Genomic DNA, 20547 nt, shown 5'->3' on the forward strand with positions numbered 1-20547 from the left:
GGCCCGTGCTCCGGGCACACGAGAGCCCCGGCCCCCTGAGGGGACCGGGGCTCTTCTCGTGGGGGCCGGGGCTCTCCCCGCGGACACGGTGCTACGGGCGAGCGATCCAGGCCTCGACGTCCGCGACCGTGCGCGGGATGCCGACCGAGAGGTTCTCGGCACCGTCGGCCGTCACCAGGATGTCGTCCTCGATCCGGACGCCGACGCCTCGGAACTCCTCGGGCACGGTGAGGTCGTCGGGCTGGAAGTACAGCCCGGGCTCGATGGTGAACACCATGCCGGGCTCGAGGACGCCGTCGAGGTAGAGGTCGCGACGCGCGGCTGCGCAGTCGTGCACGTCCATGCCGAGGTGGTGGCTCGTGCCGTGCACCATGTAGCGGCGGTGGTACTGGTGGTCGGGCTCGAGGCTCTCCGCGGCGCTGACGGGCAGGAAGCCCCACTCGGCGGTGCGCTCGGCGATGACCTGCATCGCGGCGGCGTGGATCTCGCGGAACGCGATGCCGGGGCGCACGATGGCGAACGCCGCGTCGGCGGCCTCGAGCACGGCCTCGTAGACGAGTCGCTGCACGTCGCTGAAGCGGCCCGACACCGGCAGCGTCCGGGTGATGTCGGCGGTGTAGAGGCTGTCGAGCTCGATGCCGGCGTCGATCAGGATCAGGTCGCCGTCGGCGACCGGGCCGTCGTTGCGGGTCCAGTGCAGCACGCAGGCGTGGTCGCCGGAGGCCGCGATGGTGTCGTAGCCCACCGTGTTGCCGTCGGCCCGGGCGCGACGGTTGAAGGTGCCCTCGACGAGGCGCTCGCCACGGGGGTGGGCGACGATGTCGTCGAAGTCCGCGATGACGTCCGAGAAGCCGCGGCCGGTGACGGCGACCGCCTGCCGCATCTGCGCCACCTCCCACGCGTCCTTGACGAGGCGCAGCTCGCTCGCGTCGCGGGCCAGGACGTCGACGGCCGCGGCGGACGTCGGGTCGGCGTCGGTCGCGTCCGCGCCCGTCTCGTCCGTGCCCGTCTCGTCGACGCCCGTCTCGTCCGGGCCGGCGGAGTCGACGGCGGCCGCGACGACGGCGTCGACGCGCGCGGTCAGCTCGGGGTCGGCCTCGCGGAGCACCAGGGTGGTGCCGGTCGACGAGGCGACGACGGCGTCCAGCTCGGCGAGCTCACGGGTGGCGAGGTCGAGGTCGGCGCCGACCTGCGCGAGCGAGGGGCGAGGTCCCGTCCAGAACTCCCCGATCTCGGGGTCGGCGTAGAACTCGTCCGATTCGCGACCGGCACTGGCGCGGAAGTACAGCGTGGCGTCGTGTCCGTCGCCGGCGGGCTCCAGGACGAGCACCGAGCCGGGCACGGTGGCGGAGCCCCAGCCGGTCAGGTGCGCGAAGGCGGAGTGCGCCCGGAACGGGTAGTCGCAGTCGTTCGAGCGGACCTTCGCGCGCCCGGCCGGGACGACGAGGCGCTCGCCCCGGTGCAGCTCCGAGAGGCGAGCCCGCCGCGCGGCGGCGAACGCGGCTTCCTCGCGGGCCGCGGGCATCACCTCGTCGCGATCGGCCCACTGGGACGAGATGTAGTCCTTGAACGAGTCCGAGCGGGGGGTGGTCGATCGGTTCGTGGTGGCACGGGGTGCCTTCTGTGCGTCCATGCCGCCATTCTCCCGCGAAGTCGCGGGCCGGCCAACCCGGTACGGCGTCAGGCGCCCGTCATGGTGAGCTGGGCGACGACGGGGCGGTGGTCGCTGCCGGCCTCGTCCTGGTCGGTGACGACCTTGTAGCCGGTCGGCATCCAGGAACGCGTCGCGAGGACGTGGTCGATGGGGGTGCCGAGCAGCGGCGGGAGATCGGTGGGCCAGGTGCCCAGGCCGGCGTTCGCGGTCGTCACCCCGACGTCCCGGCACCGGCCGAGGGCGCCGCCCGCGGTCCCGAGGCCGGCCATGTGGTCGAGGGTCGCGTTGAAGTCGCCCGCCATGATGACGTTCCCGTCCGTGCAGGCGTCCGCGAGGTACCGGAGGCCCGCCTCCCACGGGTCCATCTGCGCGGTCGTCGGTGCGACGGGGTGGGCGGCGACGATGGTCGGCCCTGTCCCCGAGACCGGGGTGGCGACGACCGAGGGCATGAGCGGCGTCGTCTCGACGGCGGTGCCGTCCTCGGCCAGGGCGACCGTGTACTCGCCGAGGGCCGCCGCGATGAGCAACGACGTCGGCTCCGAGCCGCCCCGGGCGGGGTACTCGACGGTCTTGACGGTCATCGGCAACCCGGCCACCGCCATGGCGTCGGCCACTGCGGTCGCGGTCTCGGCGCTCGTCTCGGGGAGGCTGACGATCTCCGCGCCCTCCTCGACGGCCAACGCGGCGATCGCCTCGGCGCCGGGCGCGCCTCCCTCGGTGTTCCAGACGACGACCGTCAGGTCGGTCGGCAGCGCCTCGACGAAGTCGTCGCGGCCGAGGCCCCTGGCGGCGGCCACGCCGATGGACACGGCCCCGAAGACGAGCAGCAGCACCCCGAGGGAGGCGGCGATCGACCGGAGCGGACGGGCGGCGATCCCGACGACGAAGAGGACCACGGCCAGCGCACCGGCGACGGCCGCCGCTGCCCCGCGGAACGAGACCAGCTGGGCGACGGGCCACGTCCGCTGGAGGTCGAGCTGCTGCGGCCAGAGCAGGACGAACAGGGCGGCGGCGACCGCGAGGACGATGACGAAGGCGACGAGACGACGGATCATGGCGGGACCGAGCATAGGCGACCGCCCGTCCTGTGCAGGGAGGACGCTCGGGCGGGCCGGAGCGGGGTCGGCCTACGATGAGAGGATGCCCCACCGTCCGATCGACCTGCACACCCACAGCAGCGTCTCGGACGGCACGGAGACCCCCGCCGAGCTCGTGGCCGCGGCCGTCTCCGCGGACCTCGCCGTCGTGGCCCTCACGGACCACGACTCGACGGCCGGCTGGTCCGAGGCCACCCGGGCCGTCGCGGGCAGCGGCCTGACGCTCGTCCCGGGCATGGAGATGAGCACGAGGCTCGGCATGAACAGCGTGCACATGCTGGCCTACCTGTTCGACCCCGAGGACGCCGCCCTCGTCGCCGAGACGGCACGCCTGCGCGACAGCCGGCTGCACCGCGCCGAGCGCATCGTCGAGCGGATCGCGGCGGACTACGACGTGAGCTGGGCCGACGTCCTGGCCCAGTCGACGCCGGGCGCGACCCTGGGACGGCCCCACATCGCGGACGCACTCGTCGCCAAGGGCCTCGCGCCCGACCGCAGCGCGGCGTTCGCCGGCATCCTGCACTGGCGCTCCGGCTACTACGAGCCGCACGAGGCGCCGAGCCCGATCGACGCGATCCGGCTCATCCGTGCAGCCGGCGGCGTCCCCGTGATCGCCCACCCGGCGACGCGCGGACGCGACACGAACATCTCGGCGCGGTCGTTCGAGCAGCTCGTCGAGGCGGGCCTGCTGGGCGTCGAGGTGCGGCACCGCGAGAACACGGAGGCGGGCGCCGAGCGCCTGCGCGAGCTCGCGTCCCGGCACGACCTCATCACGACCGGCTCGAGCGACTACCACGGGACGGGCAAGCCCAACCGGCTGGGCGAGAACAGCACCGACCCCGAGCAGCTGGCGCGCATCGTCGACGCCGCGACCGGTTGGCGGCCCGTCGAGGGCTGATCGTCCCGAGGTGCGCCGGCGGGCGCGGTCGGCCCGGCCGACGAGCGGGGCGGGCGACGACGGAGGCCCCGCACCGTGACGGTACGAGGCCTCTCGGGTCGACCGGGCTCGGTCTACGACGCGGGGGCGTCGCCGGCCGGGCGCCGACGACGCGTGCGGCTGCGTCGGCGAGGGGCCTCGCCGTCGCCGGCGGGCGCTGCCGTCGGGGCCTCGGCGGGCGCCTGGTCGCGGCGGGGCGCCTGCTCGCGTCGCGACGACTGCTCGCCTCCACGGCGACCGGAGTCGCCCTCGCCTCCGCGACGACCGGACAGGCCCTCGGCACTGCGCGACCGGCTGCGCGAGCCGGGGTTGCGCTCGCGGGCCGTGGCGGCGCCGCCCTCGACGGCGGCCTTCGGAGCCGACTTGAGGCGGCCCTTCGTGCCGACGGGGATGTCGAGGTCCTCGAAGAGGTGGGGGCTCGACGAGTACGTCTCGACGGGCTCGGGCTGGCCCATGTCGAGGGCACGGTCGATGAGGGCCCACTTGTGCAGGTCGTCCCAGTCGACGAACGTGACCGCGATGCCGGTCTTGCCCGCGCGGCCCGTCCGGCCGGCGCGGTGCAGGTACGTGTCGTGGTCGTCGGGGACCGTGTGGTTGATCACGTGCGTCACGTCGTTGACGTCGATGCCGCGTGCCGCGACGTCGGTCGCGATCAGGATGTCCTTCTTGCCGGCCTTGAAGGCCGCCATCGCGCGCTCGCGCTGCTCCTGGTTCAGGTCGCCGTGCACGGCGGCGGCGTTGAAGCCGCGGTCGTTCAGCTCTTCGACCAGCTTCGCGGCGGCGCGCTTGGTGCGGGTGAAGACGACGGTCTTGCCGCGGCCTTCGGCCTGCAGGATGCGCGCGATGACCTCGTCCTTGTCGAGCGAGTGGGCGCGGTAGACGACGTGCTTGATGTTCGCCTGCGTCAGGCCCTCGTCGGGGTCGGTGGCGCGGATGTGGATCGGTTTCGTCATGAAGCGGCGGGCCAGCGCCACGATCGGCCCGGGCATCGTCGCGGAGAACAACATGGTGTGGCGCGTCGCCGGCACCTGCTGGAAGATCTTCTCGATGTCGCTGAGGAAGCCCAGGTCGAGCATCTTGTCGGCCTCGTCGAGCACGACCTCCTTCACGCCCTTGAGGTCGAGGAGGCGCTGGCCGGCCAGGTCGAGGAGGCGCCCGGGGGTGCCCACCACGATCTGCGCGCCGGCCTTGAGCTGCTCGACCTGGCCCTCGTAGGCCTTGCCGCCGTAGATGCTGACGACCTTGGTATCGCGGTTCGACGTGGCCACCTCGAGGTCCTCGGCGACCTGGACGCAGAGCTCGCGGGTCGGGACGACGACCAGCACCTTGACGCCGGGCTCGGGCGAGAGGCCGATGCGCTGGACGATGGGGAGACCGAAGCCGAGGGTCTTGCCGGTGCCCGTCTTGGCCTGGCCGATGATGTCCTGGCCGGAGAGCGCGAGCGGGATGGTCTGGGTCTGGATGGGGAACGGTTCGAGGATCCCCTTCGCAGCCAGTGCGTCGACCATGTCCTGGTCGATCTGAAGATCGGTGAAAGTCACGTAGTTGCCCTGTCTCATGTGTAGGCGGATCGCGGACAGTTTAGCCCGTCGTGCGGCCGCGACCCCCGGACCCCGTAAGCTTGCGGCGTGGTGTCATGGAAGGGCCGGAGGTCTCAGCGCGGCGTCCCGTCCATCCAGTGGCCGCGGCCCGCCTCCAAGGCCGTGCCCGTGAACCGGGTCGAGCTCGGCGACTTCACCCCCGACCTCGACGTCTACCTCGGTCAGGCCGCCTACCTCGAGCTGTCGCTCTTCGAGGGCCTCGGCCGTGCCGCAGAGTCCGCCCCGCACGTGCGCGCGCAGCGGATGACCGCCCGCGTGGCCGGCAGTACCCTCGACCGGCACCGGGGCCTGCTCGCCGAGATCGAGCGCACGGGAGGCGACCCGACGGTCTCGATGGAGCCTCACCGCCACGCCGTGGACGAGTTCCGACGACGCACCGAGGGCGCCGACTGGCACGAGGCGATCCTCGCCTCCTACGTCGCCGCAGGTCTGCTGAACGACGTGTTCGTCCGACTGGCGGCGGGCCTGACCGCCGATCACCGCGAGCGCATCGTGCGGGTGCTGGAGGCGGGCGACGACGAGTCCGCCATCGTGGCCGAGCTCTCGGCGGCCATCGAGGACGACCCGCAGCTCGCCTCGCGCCTGGCCCTGTGGGGCCGCCGACTCGTCGGCGACACGCTGCTCGTGGCCCGCGCGGCGATCTCCGCGTCGCACGAGTCGGCCGACGACGAGCGGCTGGAGCCGGTCTTCACCGAGCTCGTGGCGGCGCACACACGCCGGATGGACGCCCTCGGCCTCACGGCCTGACGGCACCCCGCTGCGGGGGCAGCGCGCGGCGTCAGCCCCGCAGGAGGCGGGCGAGCAGGTCGCCGTCGCGGCGCCTCCTCGCCGTCGCCGCGACGCGGCAGACCACGATCGCGACGACGCCCGACAGCACGAGCGAGACGACCCAGATCCAGCCGCCGTCGGCCGTCAGGCCCGCCAGGAGGAGGACCTGCCAGGCGACGGCGGCGACGGACGCCGCGGCCGCGGGCGCCAGGAGCACCCCGCGGGTGTCGGCGGCCGGCAGCGCGAAGTGGGCGACGAAGCCCAGCAGAGCGCCGCCGAGCACGACGAAGAGGAGCTCCATGTCAGCTGACGAAGCCGACGCGGCGGTTCTCGTCGGAGCCGACCTCGACGTAGGCGAGGGAGGCGGTCGGCACGAGGTAGGTCTTGCCCTTCGAGCCGGCGAGGGTGACGTACGTCTTGCTGCCGTCGAGGGCGTCGGCGACGATCGCCTCGACCTCGGCCGCGGTCTGCGACGTCTCGAAGCTGATCTCACGGGGGCTGTTGGTGATGCCGATGCGAATGTCCACGACGTCACGATATCCGACCGGGCCCCGTGCGGCCTGACGCGTTCACCGAGAGCGCAAGCGGCGTCGCGGCAGCAGCCCGCGTCGCTCCTCGGTGTCGGCGGCAGCCGCTAGCGTCGAGCGCATGGTGACGACTTCCTTCCGCCCGGTCTCGGGCACCGACACGCGGTCGGCGGTCGAGCTCGACGCGTCCCAGCGGGCGGTGCTCGACCTGCCCGACGGCGTCTCCGCCGCGGTGATCGGGGCCCCGGGCACCGGCAAGACGACCGCCCTCGTCGAGTTCGTCGCCGACCGGCTCGAGACCCGCGGCTGGGCGCCCGGCTCCGTGACGGCGCTGACGCCGTCCCGCACGACGGCCACGCGCCTCCGCGACGTCCTGGCCGCCCGGCTCGACGTGCCCACCCCCGGCCCCCTTGCGCGCACCGTCTCGTCCCTCGCCTTCGACGTGGTCGGCCACGCCGCCCGTCTCGCTGGCGCCGAGCCGCCCGCGCTCCTGACCGGCGGGGACCACGACTCGGTCGTGCGCTCGATGCTCGAGGGCCACGAGGCCGACGGCACGGGCCCTCGGTGGCCCGACGTCCTCGGCCCCCGCGTCCGCGTGCTGCGGGGGTTCCGCACCGAGCTGCGCGAGGTGATGATGCGCGCGACCGAGCAGGGCCTCTCGCCCGACGACCTGCGTCGGCTCTCCGCGGCGCGCGACCGGCCCGAGTGGGCCGCCGTCGCCGACTTCGTCGACGAGTACCACGGCGTCGTCGACGCCATGCCGGGCCGCCGACTCGACTCGGCGGAGCTCGTCGACTGGGCCGTGGCGGCGCTCGACCGCGGCGAGACCGCACCGGTCGTCGACGGCCTCCGTGCCGTGCTCGTCGACGACGCGCAGGAGGCCACCGAGTCCACCGTCGCCCTGCTGCGAGCCCTCGCGCGCCGCGGGGTCGCCGTGATCGCGCTCGGCGATCCCGACCTCGCCACGAGCGCGTTCCGCGGCGGCAGCCCCGACGTGCTCGGCCGGCTCGGCCAGCGGCTCGGCCTGCCCGACGCGCGGACGCTGTGGCTCTCGACCGCGCACCGGCACGACGCGCCGCTCCGCGAGCTCGTGCAGCGGGTGACGGCGCGCATCGGCACGGCCGGCGCCGGGCGCCAGCACGCCGCCGAGCCGGGGCGGCCCGCGGCGGGAGCGCCGGGCGCTCCCGGCGCGCCGGGCCCTCGTCCGGACGGGCTGCCTCGCCGTGACGTCCCTCCGGTGCTCTCCGTCCAGGCCGACAGCCCCGCCCACGAGCTCTCGACCGTGGCGCGGGTGCTGCGCGAGCACCACCTCGTCTCGGGCGTCCCGTGGTCGAGCATGATGGTCGTCGTGCGCAGCGGCGGCCAGGTGCCCGGCGTCGCCCGCGGCCTCCAGCTCGCCGACGTCCCCACGCGCACCTCGGCGGCGGGCCGCGCGGTCCGCGACGAGCACGGGGCGCGCCACCTCCTGCTGGCCGCCTCGGTGGCCGTCGGGCGGGACGAGCTCACGGCCGACCTGGCGGCCGAGCTCCTGCTCGGCCCGCTCGCGGGCTTCGACGCGCTGTCCCTCCGCCGCCTCCGGCTCGCCCTGCGGGCGGACGAGCTCGCGGGGGGAGGCACGCGCTCCGCCGACGCCCTGCTCGTCGAGGCGCTCGCCGGGCCGGGACGCTTCGCGACGATCGACTCGAGGCCGGCGGCCCGGGCGGGCCGCTTCGCGGCCAGCCTCGACGGCGCCCGTCGCGAGGCCGCGGCCGGCGCCAGCATCGAGGAAGTCCTCTGGGGGCTCTGGGACCGCAGCGGCCTCGCGCGCGAGTGGAGCGCCCGCGCCGCGGGCCGGGGGATCGTGGCGGCCGAGGCCGACCGGCACCTCGACGGGGTGGTCGCGTTGTTCACGGCCGCGAAGCGGTTCGTCGAGCGCACCCCGGAGGCCCCCGCCGTCGGGTTCCTCGACGCCCTGCTCGGCGCCGAGGTCCCCGAGGACACCCTCTCGCCGCAGGCGTCCGCCGAGTCGGTGCTCGTCTGCACCCCGTCCGCCGCGGTGGGCCTCGAGGTCGACGTCGTCATCGCAGCCCGCCTGCAGGACGGCGTGTGGCCGAACCTCCGGGTTCGCGGTGCCCTGCTCGGCCCCGACGACCTGGTCGACGCGGCGCAGGCGGGCGAGGGGCCCGACCAGGGGCCGACCCCGGTCGACGCCCGTGCCGCGGTGCTCAGCGACGAGCTGCGCATGTTCGCGCTCACGGTCTCGCGAGCGCGTCGCCAGGTCGTCCTCTCCTGCACCTCCGACGACGACGAGGGGCCGTCGGTCTTCTTCCGGCTGCTGCCGACCGACGCGCCGTCGCCGTCCGGAGGGCACCCGCTCTCGCTCCGCGGCCTCGTGGGGCATCTCCGTCACGTGGTGGTCGAGTCGACCCACCAGGGCCGCGCGGAGTCGGCGACGGCGGGCCTCGCCCGTCTCGCCGCGGCCGGCGTCGCCGGGGCGCACCCGGGCGAGTGGTACGGCCTCGCCGAGCCGAGCACGTCTGTTCCCCTGGTCGACCTCTCCGAGCCCGAGGCCCACGTCGCGGTCTCGCCCTCGCAGCTCGGCTCGTTCGAGGAGTGCCCGCTGCACTGGTTCGTCGACCGGTTCGGCGGATCGGCGCCGAACGCCTCGATGGGCATCGGCACGGTCCTCCACTCGGTCATGGAGCACGCGCTCGACACCGACGTCGAGGCACTGTGGAACGCGGTCGAGGAGCGCTGGGACGAGCTCGACTTCGAGTCGCCCTGGATCGCCGAGGCCGAGAAGCGCCGAGCCCGGCAGATGACCGAGAGCCTCGCCTCCTACCTGCGTGACTTCGCGCAGTCGGGCGGCGAGCTGATCGGCGCGGAGTCGACCTTCACCCTCGACACCGGTCCTGCGCGCCTCCGTGGCTCGATCGACCGGGTCGAGCGCACCCGCGACGGCGCCGCGGTCATCGTCGACCTCAAGACCGGGCGGGCCGCGCCGACGTCGTCGGCGGCCATCGCCGCCCACCCGCAGCTCGGCAGCTACCAGCTCGCCCTCGCCGACGGCGCGGTCGAGAGCGTGCCGGAGGGGACGCCGCCGGGCGGAGCGAAGCTCGTCGTCGTGTCGTCCGGCGTGCGGGGCAAGCTCTACCGGGAACCCGCCCAGGCCGCCTTCGACGCCGAGATGCTCCAGGAGTTCCGCGGCCGCGTCGAGACCGCGGCCGAGGGGATGGCGGGGCAGGTCTTCCTGGCCCGCCTCGACGAGCACTGCGAAGGCCGGACCGGCGGCTCCTGCCGCATCCACGTCGTCGGCGAGGTCAGCTCGTGAGCCTGTCGGCGGTCGACGTCGCGGTGCGCCTCGGCCTGCCCGAGCCGACGCCCGAGCAGCAGGCCGTCATCGAGGCGCCGCTCGTGCCCGCCCTCGTGGTCGCGGGCGCCGGCAGCGGCAAGACCGAGACCATGGCCAACAGGGTCGTCTGGCTGCTCGCCAACGGCCACGTCGAGGTCTCGCAGGTGCTCGGCCTGACCTTCACGCGCAAGGCCGCCGGCGAGCTGGGCGAACGCATCGAGAAGCGCATCCGCCAGCTCGGCGAGGCGGGGCTGCTGGGCGACGACCCCGACCCGTTCGACGTCCCCACCGTGTCGACGTACAACGCCTTCGCCAACGGGGTGTTCCGCGACGACGCGCTCCGCGTGGGGCGCGAGCCCGAGTCGCAGGTGCTCGGCGAGGCCTCGGCCTGGCAGCTGGCCCGGTCGCTGGTCGTCGCGAGCCGCGACGAGCGCCTCGCCGGGCTCGGACGCAGCGTCGACTCCTTGACCGAGGCGGTGCTCCGGCTGAGCCACGCCCTCAGCGAGAACGTGGCCGACGGCGACGACGTGCTCCGTCTCAGCGACCGGTTCCTCGACCTCGCGGGCCTGCCCTCGACCAAGGGGTCGGCCTACAGGTCGGTCACCGACGCGGTCGCCGCGGTGTCGGCGCTGCCGCCGCTCGTGGCGCTCGCCGAGCAGTTCGCCGACGAGAAGGCGCGTCGGGGCCTCGTCGAGTACTCCGACCAGGTGGCGCTCGCCCTCGACGTCTGCGACACGGCCCCCGAGGTCGTCGACGCGATGCGCGCGCGCTTCCGCGTCGTGCTCCTCGACGAGTACCAGGACACGAGCGTCGTGCAGACGCGCCTGCTGTCGCGCCTGTTCGCCACCACGGGCGTGATGGCGGTCGGCGACCCGCACCAGTCCATCTACGGCTTCCGGGGTGCCTCCGCGGCGAACCTCGGCCGGTTCCCCGTCGACTTCGGGGCCGAGTCCGACGCCGTCTACAGCCTGTCGACGAGCTGGCGCAACTCCCGAGGCGTGCTCGACGCCGCCAACGTGGTGGTGGCCGAGCTGGCGGCGGCGTCCGAGGTGCCGGTCGGCGAGCTGCGAGCCCGGCCCACGGCCCCCGACGGCCGGGTCGAGACGCTCTTCGAGCAGACCCTGCCGGCCGAGGCGGACCAGGTCGCGGCCTGGTTCGCCCGCGAGCTCGCCGACCCGCCCGTCGTCGACGGCGTCCCGTCGCCGCGCACGGCGGCGCTGCTGTTCCGGTCAAAGAAGACGATGCCCGCCTTCGTCGAGGCGCTCGCCGAGCGCGGGGTGCCCTACCGGGTCCTCGGCGTCGGCGGGCTCCTGCAGCGTCCCGAGGTCGTCGACCTGGTGTCCTGCCTCCGGGTGCTCCACGACCCCTCGGCCGGGTCCGAGCTCATCCGGCTCATGACGGGTGCGCGCTGGCGGATCGGCCTGCACGACGTCGCGGCGCTCCGGTCCGTCGCCTCCTGGCTGTTCGCCCACGACCACGCGCAGCAGGTGCTGGGCGACGAGGTCGCCGCGGGGTTCCGCGCGTCCGTCGCCGTGGGCGAGCACGGCTCCCTGGTCGACGCGCTCGACTTCGTGGCCACGGCGCCCGACGGGCACGGACAACTGCGCGGGCTGAGCGACGAGGGCCTCGCCCGGATGCGGCGGCTGGGCTCGCAGCTGGCGTTCCTGCGCGGGCGCACGGGCCTCGACCTGGTCGACCTCGTGACGCTGGTGCAGCAGGAGATGCTGCTCGACGTCGAGGTCGCGGCCGCCACGGGGCAGGGCCACGGCGGCGCGTGGCTGCAGGCCTTCGAGGACGAGCTGACAGGCTACGTCGCGGCGGACGAGAACGCCGCCCTCGGCGGCTTCCTCTCCTGGCTGGCCGCGGCCGAGCGGCGTGACGACATGGGGCCGAGGTCGGACGACGGCGAGCCCGGCACCGTCCAGCTGCTCACCGTGCACGGCTCCAAGGGCCTCGAGTGGGACCTCGTCGCCGTCCCCCGCCTCGTCGAGGGCGAGCTGCCCGGCACGTCGCGCGAGGGCGTCGGCTGGCTCGGCTTCGGCGAGCTGCCCTACGAGTTCCGCGGCGACGCCGCCGAGCTGCCGGACCTCGCCTGGCGCTCCGTCGACGACCAGAAGGAGTTCGACCAGCGACTCGCGGCCTTCAAGGACGACCTCCGGCGTCGGCACCTCTCTGAGGAGAGGCGCCTCGCGTACGTCGCGTTCACCCGAGCGAAGGAGGCCCTGCTGCTCAGCGGGTCGTTCTGGTCGTCGACCGTGAAGCCGCGGCAGCCGAGCAGGTACCTGGCCGAGCTGGTGGAGGCGGGCCTCGTCCCGGCCGAGGCGGTGCCGGTCGAGCCCGACGACGAGTCCGACCCTCTCGCCCAGTCGTCGCGCGAGCTGGTCTGGCCCGTCGACCCCCTGGGCCCGAGGCGCGCACGGGTCGAGCGCGCCGCCGTGCGGGTCGGGCGCACCCTCCGAGCTCGCGAGTCGGCGGAGGACGGCACCGGCGAGGTGGTCGACGCGGCGGCCCGGCGGCGAGAGGACGTGGGGCCGTGGGCCGACGACATCGACCTGCTCCTGCTCGAGCGAGAGGCCGTCCGTCGGCGGGCCGGCAGCATCGACCTGCCGCAGCGCATCCCGGCGTCCCGCTTCAAGGACTACGTGAGCGACCCCTCCGGCGTCGCCTCGTCCCTGCGACGTCCGCTGCCGGAGCGCCCTTACCGGGCGACGCGCCTCGGCACCCTGTTCCACGAGTGGGTCGAGCAGCGCTACCGGCCGACCGGCCGCGCCGAGCTGCTCGACGCGTGGGGTCTCGAGCTCGACCTCGACGACGACGAGGAGCGAGGCGGGAACGGACTCGTCGATCCCGACGACGCGCGCCGTCTCGTCGAGCTCCAGGCCACCTTCGAGGGGTCTCCCTGGGCACGGCTCGAGCCGGTCGAGGTCGAGCTGGAGGTCCACCTGCCGCTCGGGCGGCGGACGGTCATCTGCAAGATCGACGCCGTCTTCGAGCGGGAGGGGCGCCTCCAGGTGGTCGACTGGAAGACCGGTCGAGCCCCGACGGACGACGCAGACCTCGAGCTGCGGCAGCTGCAGCTCGCCCTCTACCGCGAGGCATACTCCGCGTTCCGCGGCGTGCCGGCGGACGACATCGACGCGGCCTTCTACTTCGTGGCGGACGACGTCGTGGTCGAGCCCCGGCACATCGCGGACAGGGACGAGCTGACGGCCCTCTGGGACGTGGTGGAGGCAGGGGGCCAGGTCGAGTAGCCCGCCGCCCAGGCCCAGGCCCAGGCACAGGCGCCAGGCACAGGCGCCACGGGCAGCTCGGTCGAGCCGAGGGTCAGCCCGACCGGGTCTCCGCCGGTCCGACCGTCAGCCCGAGCGGGCCTCAGCCGTGCCGGCGCTCGGTGGTCGAGAGCAGCTCCTCGACGCCGTCGAGGTCGAGCGCGGCCGTCGAGTCCGACGAGATCGACACCCCGTCGGGAGACTGCAGCCGGTCGACCAGGGCGGCCATCATGCCGACGGCGTCGTCGACGACGGCGGTGTTCTTCGTGGCGGTGCCGTGCAGCAGCCACTTCGCCGTGTCGAGCTCGCGGTAGAGGGTCGCGCGGCGTCGGAGCTGGTGGTCGCTCGTGCCCCGGGCGTCGTTGTAGGCCGAGAAGGCGGAGTCGACGGCCTCGGGGCCAGCGCCGAGCAGCCAGGCGAGATCGCGGGCAGGGTCGCCGACCTGCAGGTCGTGCCATCCCAGCACCCCGGTGACGGCGCCGTCCAGGACGAGGAAGGACGCCGCGTCGAGGGAGCCGTTGACGACGGTGGGCTGGAACTGCCACAGCACGTGGTCCTGGATCGCCGCCTCCCACCGCTCGAGCAGTGCGGCGGGCAACAGCCGGGTGGAGGCGGCGCGGTCGACGAGCGAGGCCGTGGAGCGCATCGCCTCGAACGGCGTGTGGCTCGTGAGCCCCGCGTCGGTGACGAAGCTGGTCGGCAGGGCGTGGATCGCGGCCACGCCTCGGCCGAGGGCCGTGGGCAGGCCGGAGCCGCCGGTCACCTGGGCCGTGCGGAGGTGCGTGCCCGCGATGAAGTCGTAGACGATCCCGCGGGTACGGCCGACGGGGGCCTGGCCCCGGTAGGACGGGACGGCGAAGGGCAGACGCCCGCGGACGCCCGCGCTGAGGGCACGGAGGGCGACCAGGTCGGCGGACTGCTGTGCCTCGGCACGCTGCGACCGGGGGACGCGCACGATGAGCTCGTCACCGGCCCCCGTCGAGAGCAGCGCGGAGTCGACGTCGCCGGTCGAGGAGCCGTGCGGGGAGGTCGTGCGCACGTCGAGGTCGGCGACGGCGGCCGTGGCCAACGCGGCTAGAGTGAGGTGAGATCTGGCCATGCCCTCAGGGTAGGCCGCAGTGTCCGGTGCTCCGCCGTTCGCCACGCTGTCAACTCGCGATGATTGGTCGTCCGATGTCCTCGCCGCTCACGTCCCGGCTGCCCCTCGCCCGACACCAGGTCGACCGTGACTACCTCACGCGAGAGAGACCCGACGCGATCCCCGAGCTCCTCGCCGAGTCGAGCACGCGCGTGCTCCCCGTGTGGGGCACCCGCCTGCTGATGGCGGGCGGCGACCGTCTCGCCCTCCTGCCTCCGAGCGAGGTCCCCGAGGCGGCCGGTTACCTCTACCTCGGCCGGTCGCTCGACCCCGACGCGGCCGAGCCCGTGGGCACGCCCCTGGTCGCGGCCCTGCTCGGCGACGAGGCCTCGGCCCGGCTGTCGGCGACCGACGACGACTGGGGCAGCGTCCGCATGTTCGGCACCCGGCTGAGCGACCGGGACGCCGGCCTGGCCGTGGAGGCCGTGGCGCTCGCGAACTGGCACGACTCGCACCGGTTCTCGCCCCGCACCGGCCGTCCCCTCGTCCGCGACAAGGCCGGGTGGGTCGGTCGCGACGCCGACGACGGCCACGAGGTCTTCCCCCGGACCGACCCGGCGATCATCGTGGGCGTCACGGACGCCGAGGACCGCCTCCTGCTCGGCTCGAACGCCCTGTGGGAGTCCAACCGCTGGTCGCTGTTGGCGGGCTTCGTCGAGCCGGGCGAGTCCCTCGAGCACGCGGTCCAGCGCGAGATCTTCGAGGAGAGCGGCGTCAAGGTCGTCGACCCGCGGTACGTGGGGTCGCAGCCCTGGCCGTTCCCCGCCAGCCTCATGCTCGGCTTCACGGCGCGCGTCGACGTCGACGACCCGGGCACCCTCGAGCCCGACGGCGCCGAGATCCTCGACCTGCGCTGGTTCAGCCGCGACGAGCTGGCCGCCTCGCTCGGCGAGGTCCTCCTGCCCGGCCGCACCTCCATCGCACGCGCCATCATCGAGGACTGGTTCGGCGCCGAGCTCGACCAGTGAGCGACGCCGCGTCGCTGATCGCGGGCCTCGACGAGCAGCAGCGCGAGGCGGCCAGGCGACTGCTCGGCCCCGTCTGCCTGCTGGCGGGGGCCGGTACGGGCAAGACCAGGGCGATCACCCACCGCATCGCCTACGGGGTCGCCACGGGCGTCTACGCGCCTGGGCGCGTGATGGCCCTCACGTTCACGTCGCGTGCCGCGGCCGAGCTCCGGGGGCGCCTCCGCCAGCTCGGTGCGGGCGGGGTCTCGGCTCGTACCTTCCACGCCTCGGCCCTGTCGCAGCTGTCGTACTTCTGGCCCCAGACGATGGGCGGGCAGATGCCGCGGCTGATCGACAGCAAGGGGAAGCTCCTGGCCCACGCGGCCGAGCGCGTGGGCCTGAAGCTGGACACGGCGTCCCTGCGCGACACGGCGGGCGAGATCGAGTGGCGCAAGGTGTCGCGGCTGACGGTGGAGCAGTACGCCGTGAAGGCGCACTCGCGGAACCTGCCGCAGGCGCTCACCGTCGAGAAGGCCGTCGACCTGCACCGTGCCTACGAGGACATCAAGGACGAGCGCCGGCAGCTCGACTTCGAGGACGTCCTCCTGGCGACCGTCGGCATGATGCAGCTCGAGCCCCGCGTCGCGCAGCAGGTCCGTGAGCAGTACCGCTTCTTCGTCGTCGACGAGTACCAGGACGTCTCCCCGCTGCAGCAGGAGCTGCTCGAGCTCTGGCTCGGCGACCGCAACGACCTCTGCGTCGTGGGCGACGCGAGCCAGACGATCTACTCGTTCGCCGGGGCGTCGGCCGACTACCTCCTGGGCTTCGGCTCGCGCTACGACGACGCGACCGTGGTCCGGCTCGAGCAGAACTACCGGTCGTCGCGCCAGATCGTCGACACGGCGAACCAGCTGATGCGGGGCCGGCCCGGCGCGCTGCACCTCCACCCCGCGGTCGAGTCGACGGGGCCGGTGCCGCCCGTCGTCCAGTACCCGACCGACATGGCCGAGGCCCGCGGCGTCGCGCAGACGATCGCCGACGAGATCCGCAGCGGGGTCGCGCCGGAGGAGATCGCGGTGCTCTACCGGGTCAACGTGCAGGCCGCGGCCCTCGAGCGCGCCCTGGCCGACGTGGGAGTCTCGACGCGGATCCACGGGGCCACTCGGTTCTTCGACCTCCGCGAGGTCAAGGAGGCGGTGATGATGCTCAAGGGAGCATCGGTCAGCATCATCGGCGAGCCCCTCTTCAAGACGGTCAGCGACGTGTTGCGCTCCCTCGGCTGGACGCAGGAGGCGCCGGAGCAGCGAGGCGCCCTCCGCGACCGCTGGGAGTCGCTGAACGCCCTGATGGGCCTCGCCGAGGCCTCGCCGGAGGGGACGACCCTGGTGCAGTTCGTCGAGGAGCTGCTGGCGAGGCAGGCCGGGCAGCACGAGCCGACGATGGCCGCGGTCACCCTCGCCACGCTGCACTCGGCCAAGGGCCTCGAGTGGCGGAGCGTCTACCTGATCGGCCTCAGCGAGGGTCTGGTGCCGATCAGCTACGCCCAGGGACTCGAGGCGATCGACGAGGAACGACGCCTGCTCTACGTCGGCATCACCCGGGCGCGGGAGCGACTGCGTCTCTCGTGGGCGCCGACCGGCCAGGGCCGGGGCGGCGAGCGTCGACCGAGCCGGTTCCTGGAGGAGCTCCGCACCCGCAGTCGGGATGGGGCCGCACGACCGACGAGCTGACCTCGTAGGTGTCGAGGTCGATGCGGACGACCTCCGCCGGGTCGGAACCGCCGACGCGGCCGCCGCCGTCGCCTCCGGCCAGGGACGTCGTCGCCGCGAGGACGCGACGGACGGTCCGGACCGCGGCGTCCCGCAGGACGAGCAGGGGAGGCGCGGCGACGGGGAGCGCGGCCAGCTGCCCCGCGACGGCCGGCCACGCACGGTCGCGGTCGCCGTCGTGGAGGTGCAGGCACCGCGCACAGGCCGTGACCCCGGGGACCACGACCGGACCGACGCGGACCGAGCGGTCGCCGATGCGCACGAGGACGTGCGGCACGTCCCGGCGCAGCCACTCGGACACGACGACGGGGTCGAGGGCGAGGCCGCCGACGACGACGCCGACGTGCTGCCGCGCCCCGTCGACCCGACCCCGACCCGGCGTCGAGGCGGCCGAGGCGGCCGACTCGCCGTCCTCGAGGAGCACGCCGAGGCCGCAGGACTCGAGCAGGCGCCCCACCTCGTCGGCCAGCGCGCCGCGCCCCGCGAGCCGGACGACCGGGCGGGGCGTGAGGGCGAGCTGTGCCGAGGGGCCGGGGAGGAGGACGGGCCCGAGCCGCCTCACGAGGTCGAGGGCCTCGGACCTGTCGCAGCCCACCTGGACCACCACCGCCGAGATGCCGCCGGCCCCGAGGCCGGCCGAGACGGCGGCCAGGAACTCCGCCTGCCCCGCCGTGACGCGGTAGACGACAGCGTGCACGTGCTCCACCCCGATCTGGAGCGACGACGGATCACGCCAGACGACGGGAGCACGGGCAGGGAGGCGGAGCGGCGAGGAACGGGGCACCTGACGAGACTGGACCACGCCGTCCGGCCCCGCGGGGTTGTCCACAGGAGCTCTGGGGCTGCCGTGGTCCTCAGAGGGCGGGGGAGGAGCCGGGCTCGTCGGCCGAGCCGTCCTCCGCCTCGCGGGGACGGTCGTCGCTCGTGTCGTTCAGCAGGTCCTCGATGGCCTGGTCGACGTCGTCGAAGGCCGGCTCGCTCGACGTGAGCCGGGCGATCAGCGCCTGCGGGTCGTCGACGTCCGCGCTGGTGGGCACGATGTCGGGGTGCGACCAGAGAGCGTCGCGCTGCTCGGCGCCCACCGCCTCCGAGACGGCCGACCACATGGCCGCGGCCTCTCGCAGTCGGCGGGGCCGCAGCTCGAGTCCCACGAGCGTGGAGAACGCGGACTCGGCCGGCCCGCCCGCGGCTCGGCGACGGCGCACCGTCTCGGCGATGGCGGCGGAGCGGGGGAGGCGCGCGGTGGCCTGGGCGGTGACCACGTCGACCCAGCCCTCGATCAGGGCGAGGGTCGTCTCGAGCCGGCCGAGCGCGGCGAGCTGCTCGTCGGTCTTCGGCGGGATCAGCGCGCCGCTCGCCAGCGCGTCGCGCAGCTCGCCCGGGTCGGAGGGGTCGAAGTCGACCGCCAGCTCCTCGAGCCGGGCCGTGTCGATGCGGATGCCCTGGGCGAACTCGCGGATGGACGAGATGAGGTGCAGGCGGAGCCACCGAGCGTGCCGGAACAGCCGGGCGTGGGCGAGCTCCCGCACAGCGAGGTAGAGCTGCACCTGGTCGGTCTCGATGTCGAGGCCCTCGCCGAAGGCGGCGACGTTCTGCGGCACGAGCGCGGCCTGCTGGTCGTCGAGGAGGGGGATGCCGACGTCGCCGCCGGAGACGACCTCGGTCGAGAGCTGGCCCACGACCCGGCCGAGCTGCATCGCGAACAGCGTGCCGCCGACGCTCCGCATCACCTGGCTGGCACCGGCGAGCAGCTGCTGCATCTCTTCCGGGGCCTGCTCGCGGAGGACGTTCGTGAGGGAGTCGGCGATGGACTCGGCGACCGGCTCGGCGAGCTGGGTCCACACCGGCATCGAGAGCCGTGCCCACTCGGCGCGCGTGAGGAGGCGAGGCGCGACCGTGAGCTCGGAGACGAAGGTGACGTCGTCGAGCCAGAGGGCCGCGACGTGGAACGCCTGCTCGAGGGCCCGCTCGTCGGCCGGGCTGGTCGCGACGGCGGACTGCGTGCCCACCGAGGCGGCCTGGTCGGTGGCGACCGACCAGTCGATGCCGTCGCCGCTGCGGGCCACCGCGGACTGCAGTTGGCTCATCAGCTGGGCCACGAAGGCCGGGTCGTTCGGCAGCCCCGCGGCACCCGCGAGCTGCGACGGATCGATCTCGGAGTCGCCGGACAGGAACTGGCGGAGCATGTCGCGGAACTCGTCCTCAGGCTCGCGCTGCGGATCATCGGTCATGGTGGCTACGCTAGCTCGTGGCCCCAGGAACAGCCTGGATCCCGGCCGATGCCCCAGGGTCCTTCGCTGCGCCCGTGGCGAACAGCGAGAGGAACACCCGTGGCCTTGTTCACGCCCCCGACCCGAGCCGCCACGGCCGGTCGCCGCTCCGGCCGTCTCGGCTGGTCCCTCCTCGGCGTCGCCCTCGTCTCCGGCCTCGCCCTCACCTTCATCCCGTCGCCGTACCTGATCGAGCAGCCCGGCCCCGTCTTCGACACCCTGGGCACCGCCGAGTACGAGGGCGAGGACGCCCCGCTGATCACCGTCGACGGTGCGGAGACCTACCCCACTGCGGGTTCCCTCGACCTCCTCACCGTGAGCGTCCAGGGCAACGAGTCCGTCCGCCCGAGCTGGATCGAGGTCGTCGGCTCCTGGTTCTCCCCGAGCCGCGCCGTCGTGCCGGTCGAGGCGATCTACCCCTCCGGCGTCTCGAACGAGCAGGTCGACGAGCAGAACGCCGTCGACATGCAGAACTCCCAGAAGTCCGCCGTCGCGGCCGCCCTGGTGCACGAGGGGTACCAGGTCCCCAGCACGGTCTCGGTGAGCCAGGTCTCGCCCGGCGGCCCGTCCGAGGGCGTGCTCGAGGAGGGCGACGTGCTCGTGAGCGTCAACGGCCAGGACCTGACGACGAACGGCGACGTCGACGCCCTGCGCTCGATCGTGGCCGACAACGGGGCGACGTCCCCGGCGGAGGTGGTGGTCGAGCGGTCGGGCCAGCGCGAGACCGAGCGGATCACGCCCCAGGAGGTGCAGGGCACCTCCTTGCTGGGGGTCGGCGTCAGCGTCGACTACACGTTCCCCTTCGACGTCACCCTGCGCCTCGACAAGGTGGGCGGCCCCAGCGCCGGCATGATGTTCGCCCTCGGCATCATCGACAAGACGACGCCCGGCGAGCTCAACGGCGGCGAGCGGGTCGCGGGCACGGGCACGATCACCGCGTCCGGCACGGTCGGCCCGATCGGCGGCATCCGCCAGAAGCTCTACGGCGCGCGCGACGCCGGCGCCACCGTGTTCCTCGCGCCGAGCTCGAACTGCGACGAGGTCGTCGGACACGTGCCCGACGGGCTCGACGTCTACTCGGTCGCCACCCTCGACGACGCCGTCACGGCGCTCGAGACCGTGGCCGACGGGGGCGACACCGGGGCCCTGCCCACCTGCTCGGCGCAGTAGGCGCGAGGGGGCGCGTCCAGCTCCCTCATGGACGCGTCGAGGACGATGGGCGGGCTCGCAGCCTGTTCA

14 protein-coding genes and 1 pseudogene are annotated in these 20547 nt (G+C 74.1%); 7 read left to right on the top strand and 8 right to left on the bottom strand.

The window, feature by feature from the left end; genetic code table 11:
• Positions 1 to 91: 91 nt before the first annotated feature.
• Positions 92 to 1633 carry an aminopeptidase P family protein gene (locus tag EDF18_RS12810; RefSeq protein WP_123548141.1) on the bottom strand — a complete coding sequence of 514 codons (1542 nt, stop codon included), beginning with the start codon at positions 1631 to 1633 and terminating at the stop codon, positions 92 to 94.
• Between the two features lie 47 nt (positions 1634 to 1680).
• Positions 1681 to 2709, bottom strand: a complete 1029-nt coding sequence (locus EDF18_RS12815) for an endonuclease/exonuclease/phosphatase family protein (protein WP_158614675.1) — start codon at positions 2707 to 2709, stop codon at positions 1681 to 1683.
• Positions 2710 to 2794: 85 nt separating this feature from the next.
• Between EDF18_RS12815 and EDF18_RS12820 the strand changes: the two genes are divergently transcribed.
• The gene (locus EDF18_RS12820; RefSeq protein WP_123548143.1) at positions 2795 to 3649 is read left to right on the top strand and encodes a PHP domain-containing protein; all 855 of its coding nucleotides are present in this window, start codon (positions 2795 to 2797) and stop codon (positions 3647 to 3649) included.
• Positions 3650 to 3762: 113 nt separating this feature from the next.
• Here EDF18_RS12820 and EDF18_RS12825 read toward each other — a convergent pair whose 3' ends face one another.
• The gene (locus EDF18_RS12825; protein WP_123548344.1) at positions 3763 to 5229 is read right to left on the bottom strand and encodes a DEAD/DEAH box helicase; all 1467 of its coding nucleotides are present in this window, start codon (positions 5227 to 5229) and stop codon (positions 3763 to 3765) included.
• 87 nt (positions 5230 to 5316) lie between these two features.
• Here EDF18_RS12825 and EDF18_RS12830 point away from each other — a divergent pair, with 87 nt between their 5' ends.
• Positions 5317 to 6036, top strand: coding sequence for a ferritin-like fold-containing protein (locus EDF18_RS12830; RefSeq protein WP_233569128.1), 720 nt, complete (start codon positions 5317 to 5319; stop codon positions 6034 to 6036).
• 31 nt (positions 6037 to 6067) lie between these two features.
• Here the strand turns inward: EDF18_RS12830 and EDF18_RS12835 are convergent, their stop codons facing one another.
• Together EDF18_RS12835 and EDF18_RS12840 are read right to left on the bottom strand one after the other, a co-directional pair.
• Entirely contained in the window at positions 6068 to 6358 is a 291-nt protein-coding gene (locus EDF18_RS12835) for a hypothetical protein (protein WP_123548144.1), read from the bottom strand.
• A gap of 1 nt (position 6359) precedes the next feature.
• Complete coding sequence (locus EDF18_RS12840; protein WP_123548145.1) at positions 6360 to 6584, bottom strand: DUF3107 domain-containing protein; 225 nt, start codon at positions 6582 to 6584, stop codon at positions 6360 to 6362.
• 121 nt (positions 6585 to 6705) lie between these two features.
• Between EDF18_RS12840 and EDF18_RS12845 the strand changes: the two genes are divergently transcribed.
• Positions 6706 to 9894, top strand: coding sequence for an ATP-dependent DNA helicase (locus EDF18_RS12845; RefSeq protein WP_123548146.1), 3189 nt, complete (start codon positions 6706 to 6708; stop codon positions 9892 to 9894).
• The gene (locus EDF18_RS12850) at positions 9891 to 13166 is read left to right on the top strand and encodes an ATP-dependent DNA helicase (protein ID WP_233569129.1); all 3276 of its coding nucleotides are present in this window, start codon (positions 9891 to 9893) and stop codon (positions 13164 to 13166) included. The genes EDF18_RS12845 and EDF18_RS12850 overlap by 4 nt, the downstream gene beginning before the upstream one ends.
• 121 nt (positions 13167 to 13287) lie before the next feature.
• On the opposite strand, the gene EDF18_RS12855 is transcribed toward EDF18_RS12850, so the two are convergent.
• A complete protein-coding gene (locus EDF18_RS12855) occupies positions 13288 to 14283 on the bottom strand; it encodes a phosphotransferase (RefSeq protein WP_123548346.1) in 996 nt (331 codons plus the stop codon).
• A gap of 74 nt (positions 14284 to 14357) precedes the next feature.
• On the opposite strand from EDF18_RS12855, the gene nudC reads away from it, so the two are divergent.
• Entirely contained in the window at positions 14358 to 15290 is a 933-nt protein-coding gene (nudC, locus tag EDF18_RS12860; protein WP_123548148.1) for an NAD(+) diphosphatase, read from the top strand.
• Positions 15287 to 16999, top strand: coding sequence for an ATP-dependent helicase (locus EDF18_RS12865; protein WP_123548149.1), 1713 nt, complete (start codon positions 15287 to 15289; stop codon positions 16997 to 16999). The genes nudC and EDF18_RS12865 overlap by 4 nt, the downstream gene beginning before the upstream one ends.
• Here EDF18_RS12865 and EDF18_RS16820 read toward each other — a convergent pair.
• Together EDF18_RS16820 and EDF18_RS12875 are read right to left on the bottom strand one after the other, a co-directional pair.
• A pseudogene (locus EDF18_RS16820) lies at positions 16998 to 17867 on the bottom strand (hypothetical protein); the annotation flags it as partial. The gene EDF18_RS12865 and the pseudogene EDF18_RS16820 overlap by 2 nt on opposite strands.
• 25 nt (positions 17868 to 17892) lie before the next feature.
• Entirely contained in the window at positions 17893 to 19269 is a 1377-nt protein-coding gene (locus EDF18_RS12875; RefSeq protein ID WP_123548151.1) for a zinc-dependent metalloprotease, read from the bottom strand.
• A gap of 99 nt (positions 19270 to 19368) precedes the next feature.
• On the opposite strand from EDF18_RS12875, the gene EDF18_RS12880 reads away from it, so the two are divergent.
• Positions 19369 to 20478 carry a PDZ domain-containing protein gene (locus EDF18_RS12880; RefSeq protein ID WP_233569130.1) on the top strand — a complete coding sequence of 370 codons (1110 nt, stop codon included), beginning with the start codon at positions 19369 to 19371 and terminating at the stop codon, positions 20476 to 20478.
• The last annotated feature ends 69 nt before the right edge of the window (positions 20479 to 20547 follow it).

Source organism: Frigoribacterium sp. PhB107, assembly GCF_003751515.1.
Taxonomy (GTDB): Bacteria; Actinomycetota; Actinomycetes; order Actinomycetales; family Microbacteriaceae; genus Frigoribacterium.

Bases quoted from the DNA above. Each gene is read 5' to 3' on its own strand.
- EDF18_RS12875 (WP_123548151.1), bottom strand. From the start codon at position 19,269: ATGACCGATGATCCGCAGCGCGAGCCTGAGGACGAGTTCCGCGACATG.
- EDF18_RS12810 (WP_123548141.1), bottom strand. From the start codon at position 1,633: ATGGACGCACAGAAGGCACCCCGTGCCACCACGAACCGATCGACCACC.
- EDF18_RS12815 (WP_158614675.1), bottom strand. From the start codon at position 2,709: ATGATCCGTCGTCTCGTCGCCTTCGTCATCGTCCTCGCGGTCGCCGCC.
- nudC (WP_123548148.1), top strand. From the start codon at position 14,358: ATGTCCTCGCCGCTCACGTCCCGGCTGCCCCTCGCCCGACACCAGGTC.
- EDF18_RS12835 (WP_123548144.1), bottom strand. From the start codon at position 6,358: ATGGAGCTCCTCTTCGTCGTGCTCGGCGGCGCTCTGCTGGGCTTCGTC.
- EDF18_RS12820 (WP_123548143.1), top strand. From the start codon at position 2,795: ATGCCCCACCGTCCGATCGACCTGCACACCCACAGCAGCGTCTCGGAC.
- EDF18_RS12855 (WP_123548346.1), bottom strand. From the start codon at position 14,283: ATGGCCAGATCTCACCTCACTCTAGCCGCGTTGGCCACGGCCGCCGTC.
- EDF18_RS12845 (WP_123548146.1), top strand. From the start codon at position 6,706: ATGGTGACGACTTCCTTCCGCCCGGTCTCGGGCACCGACACGCGGTCG.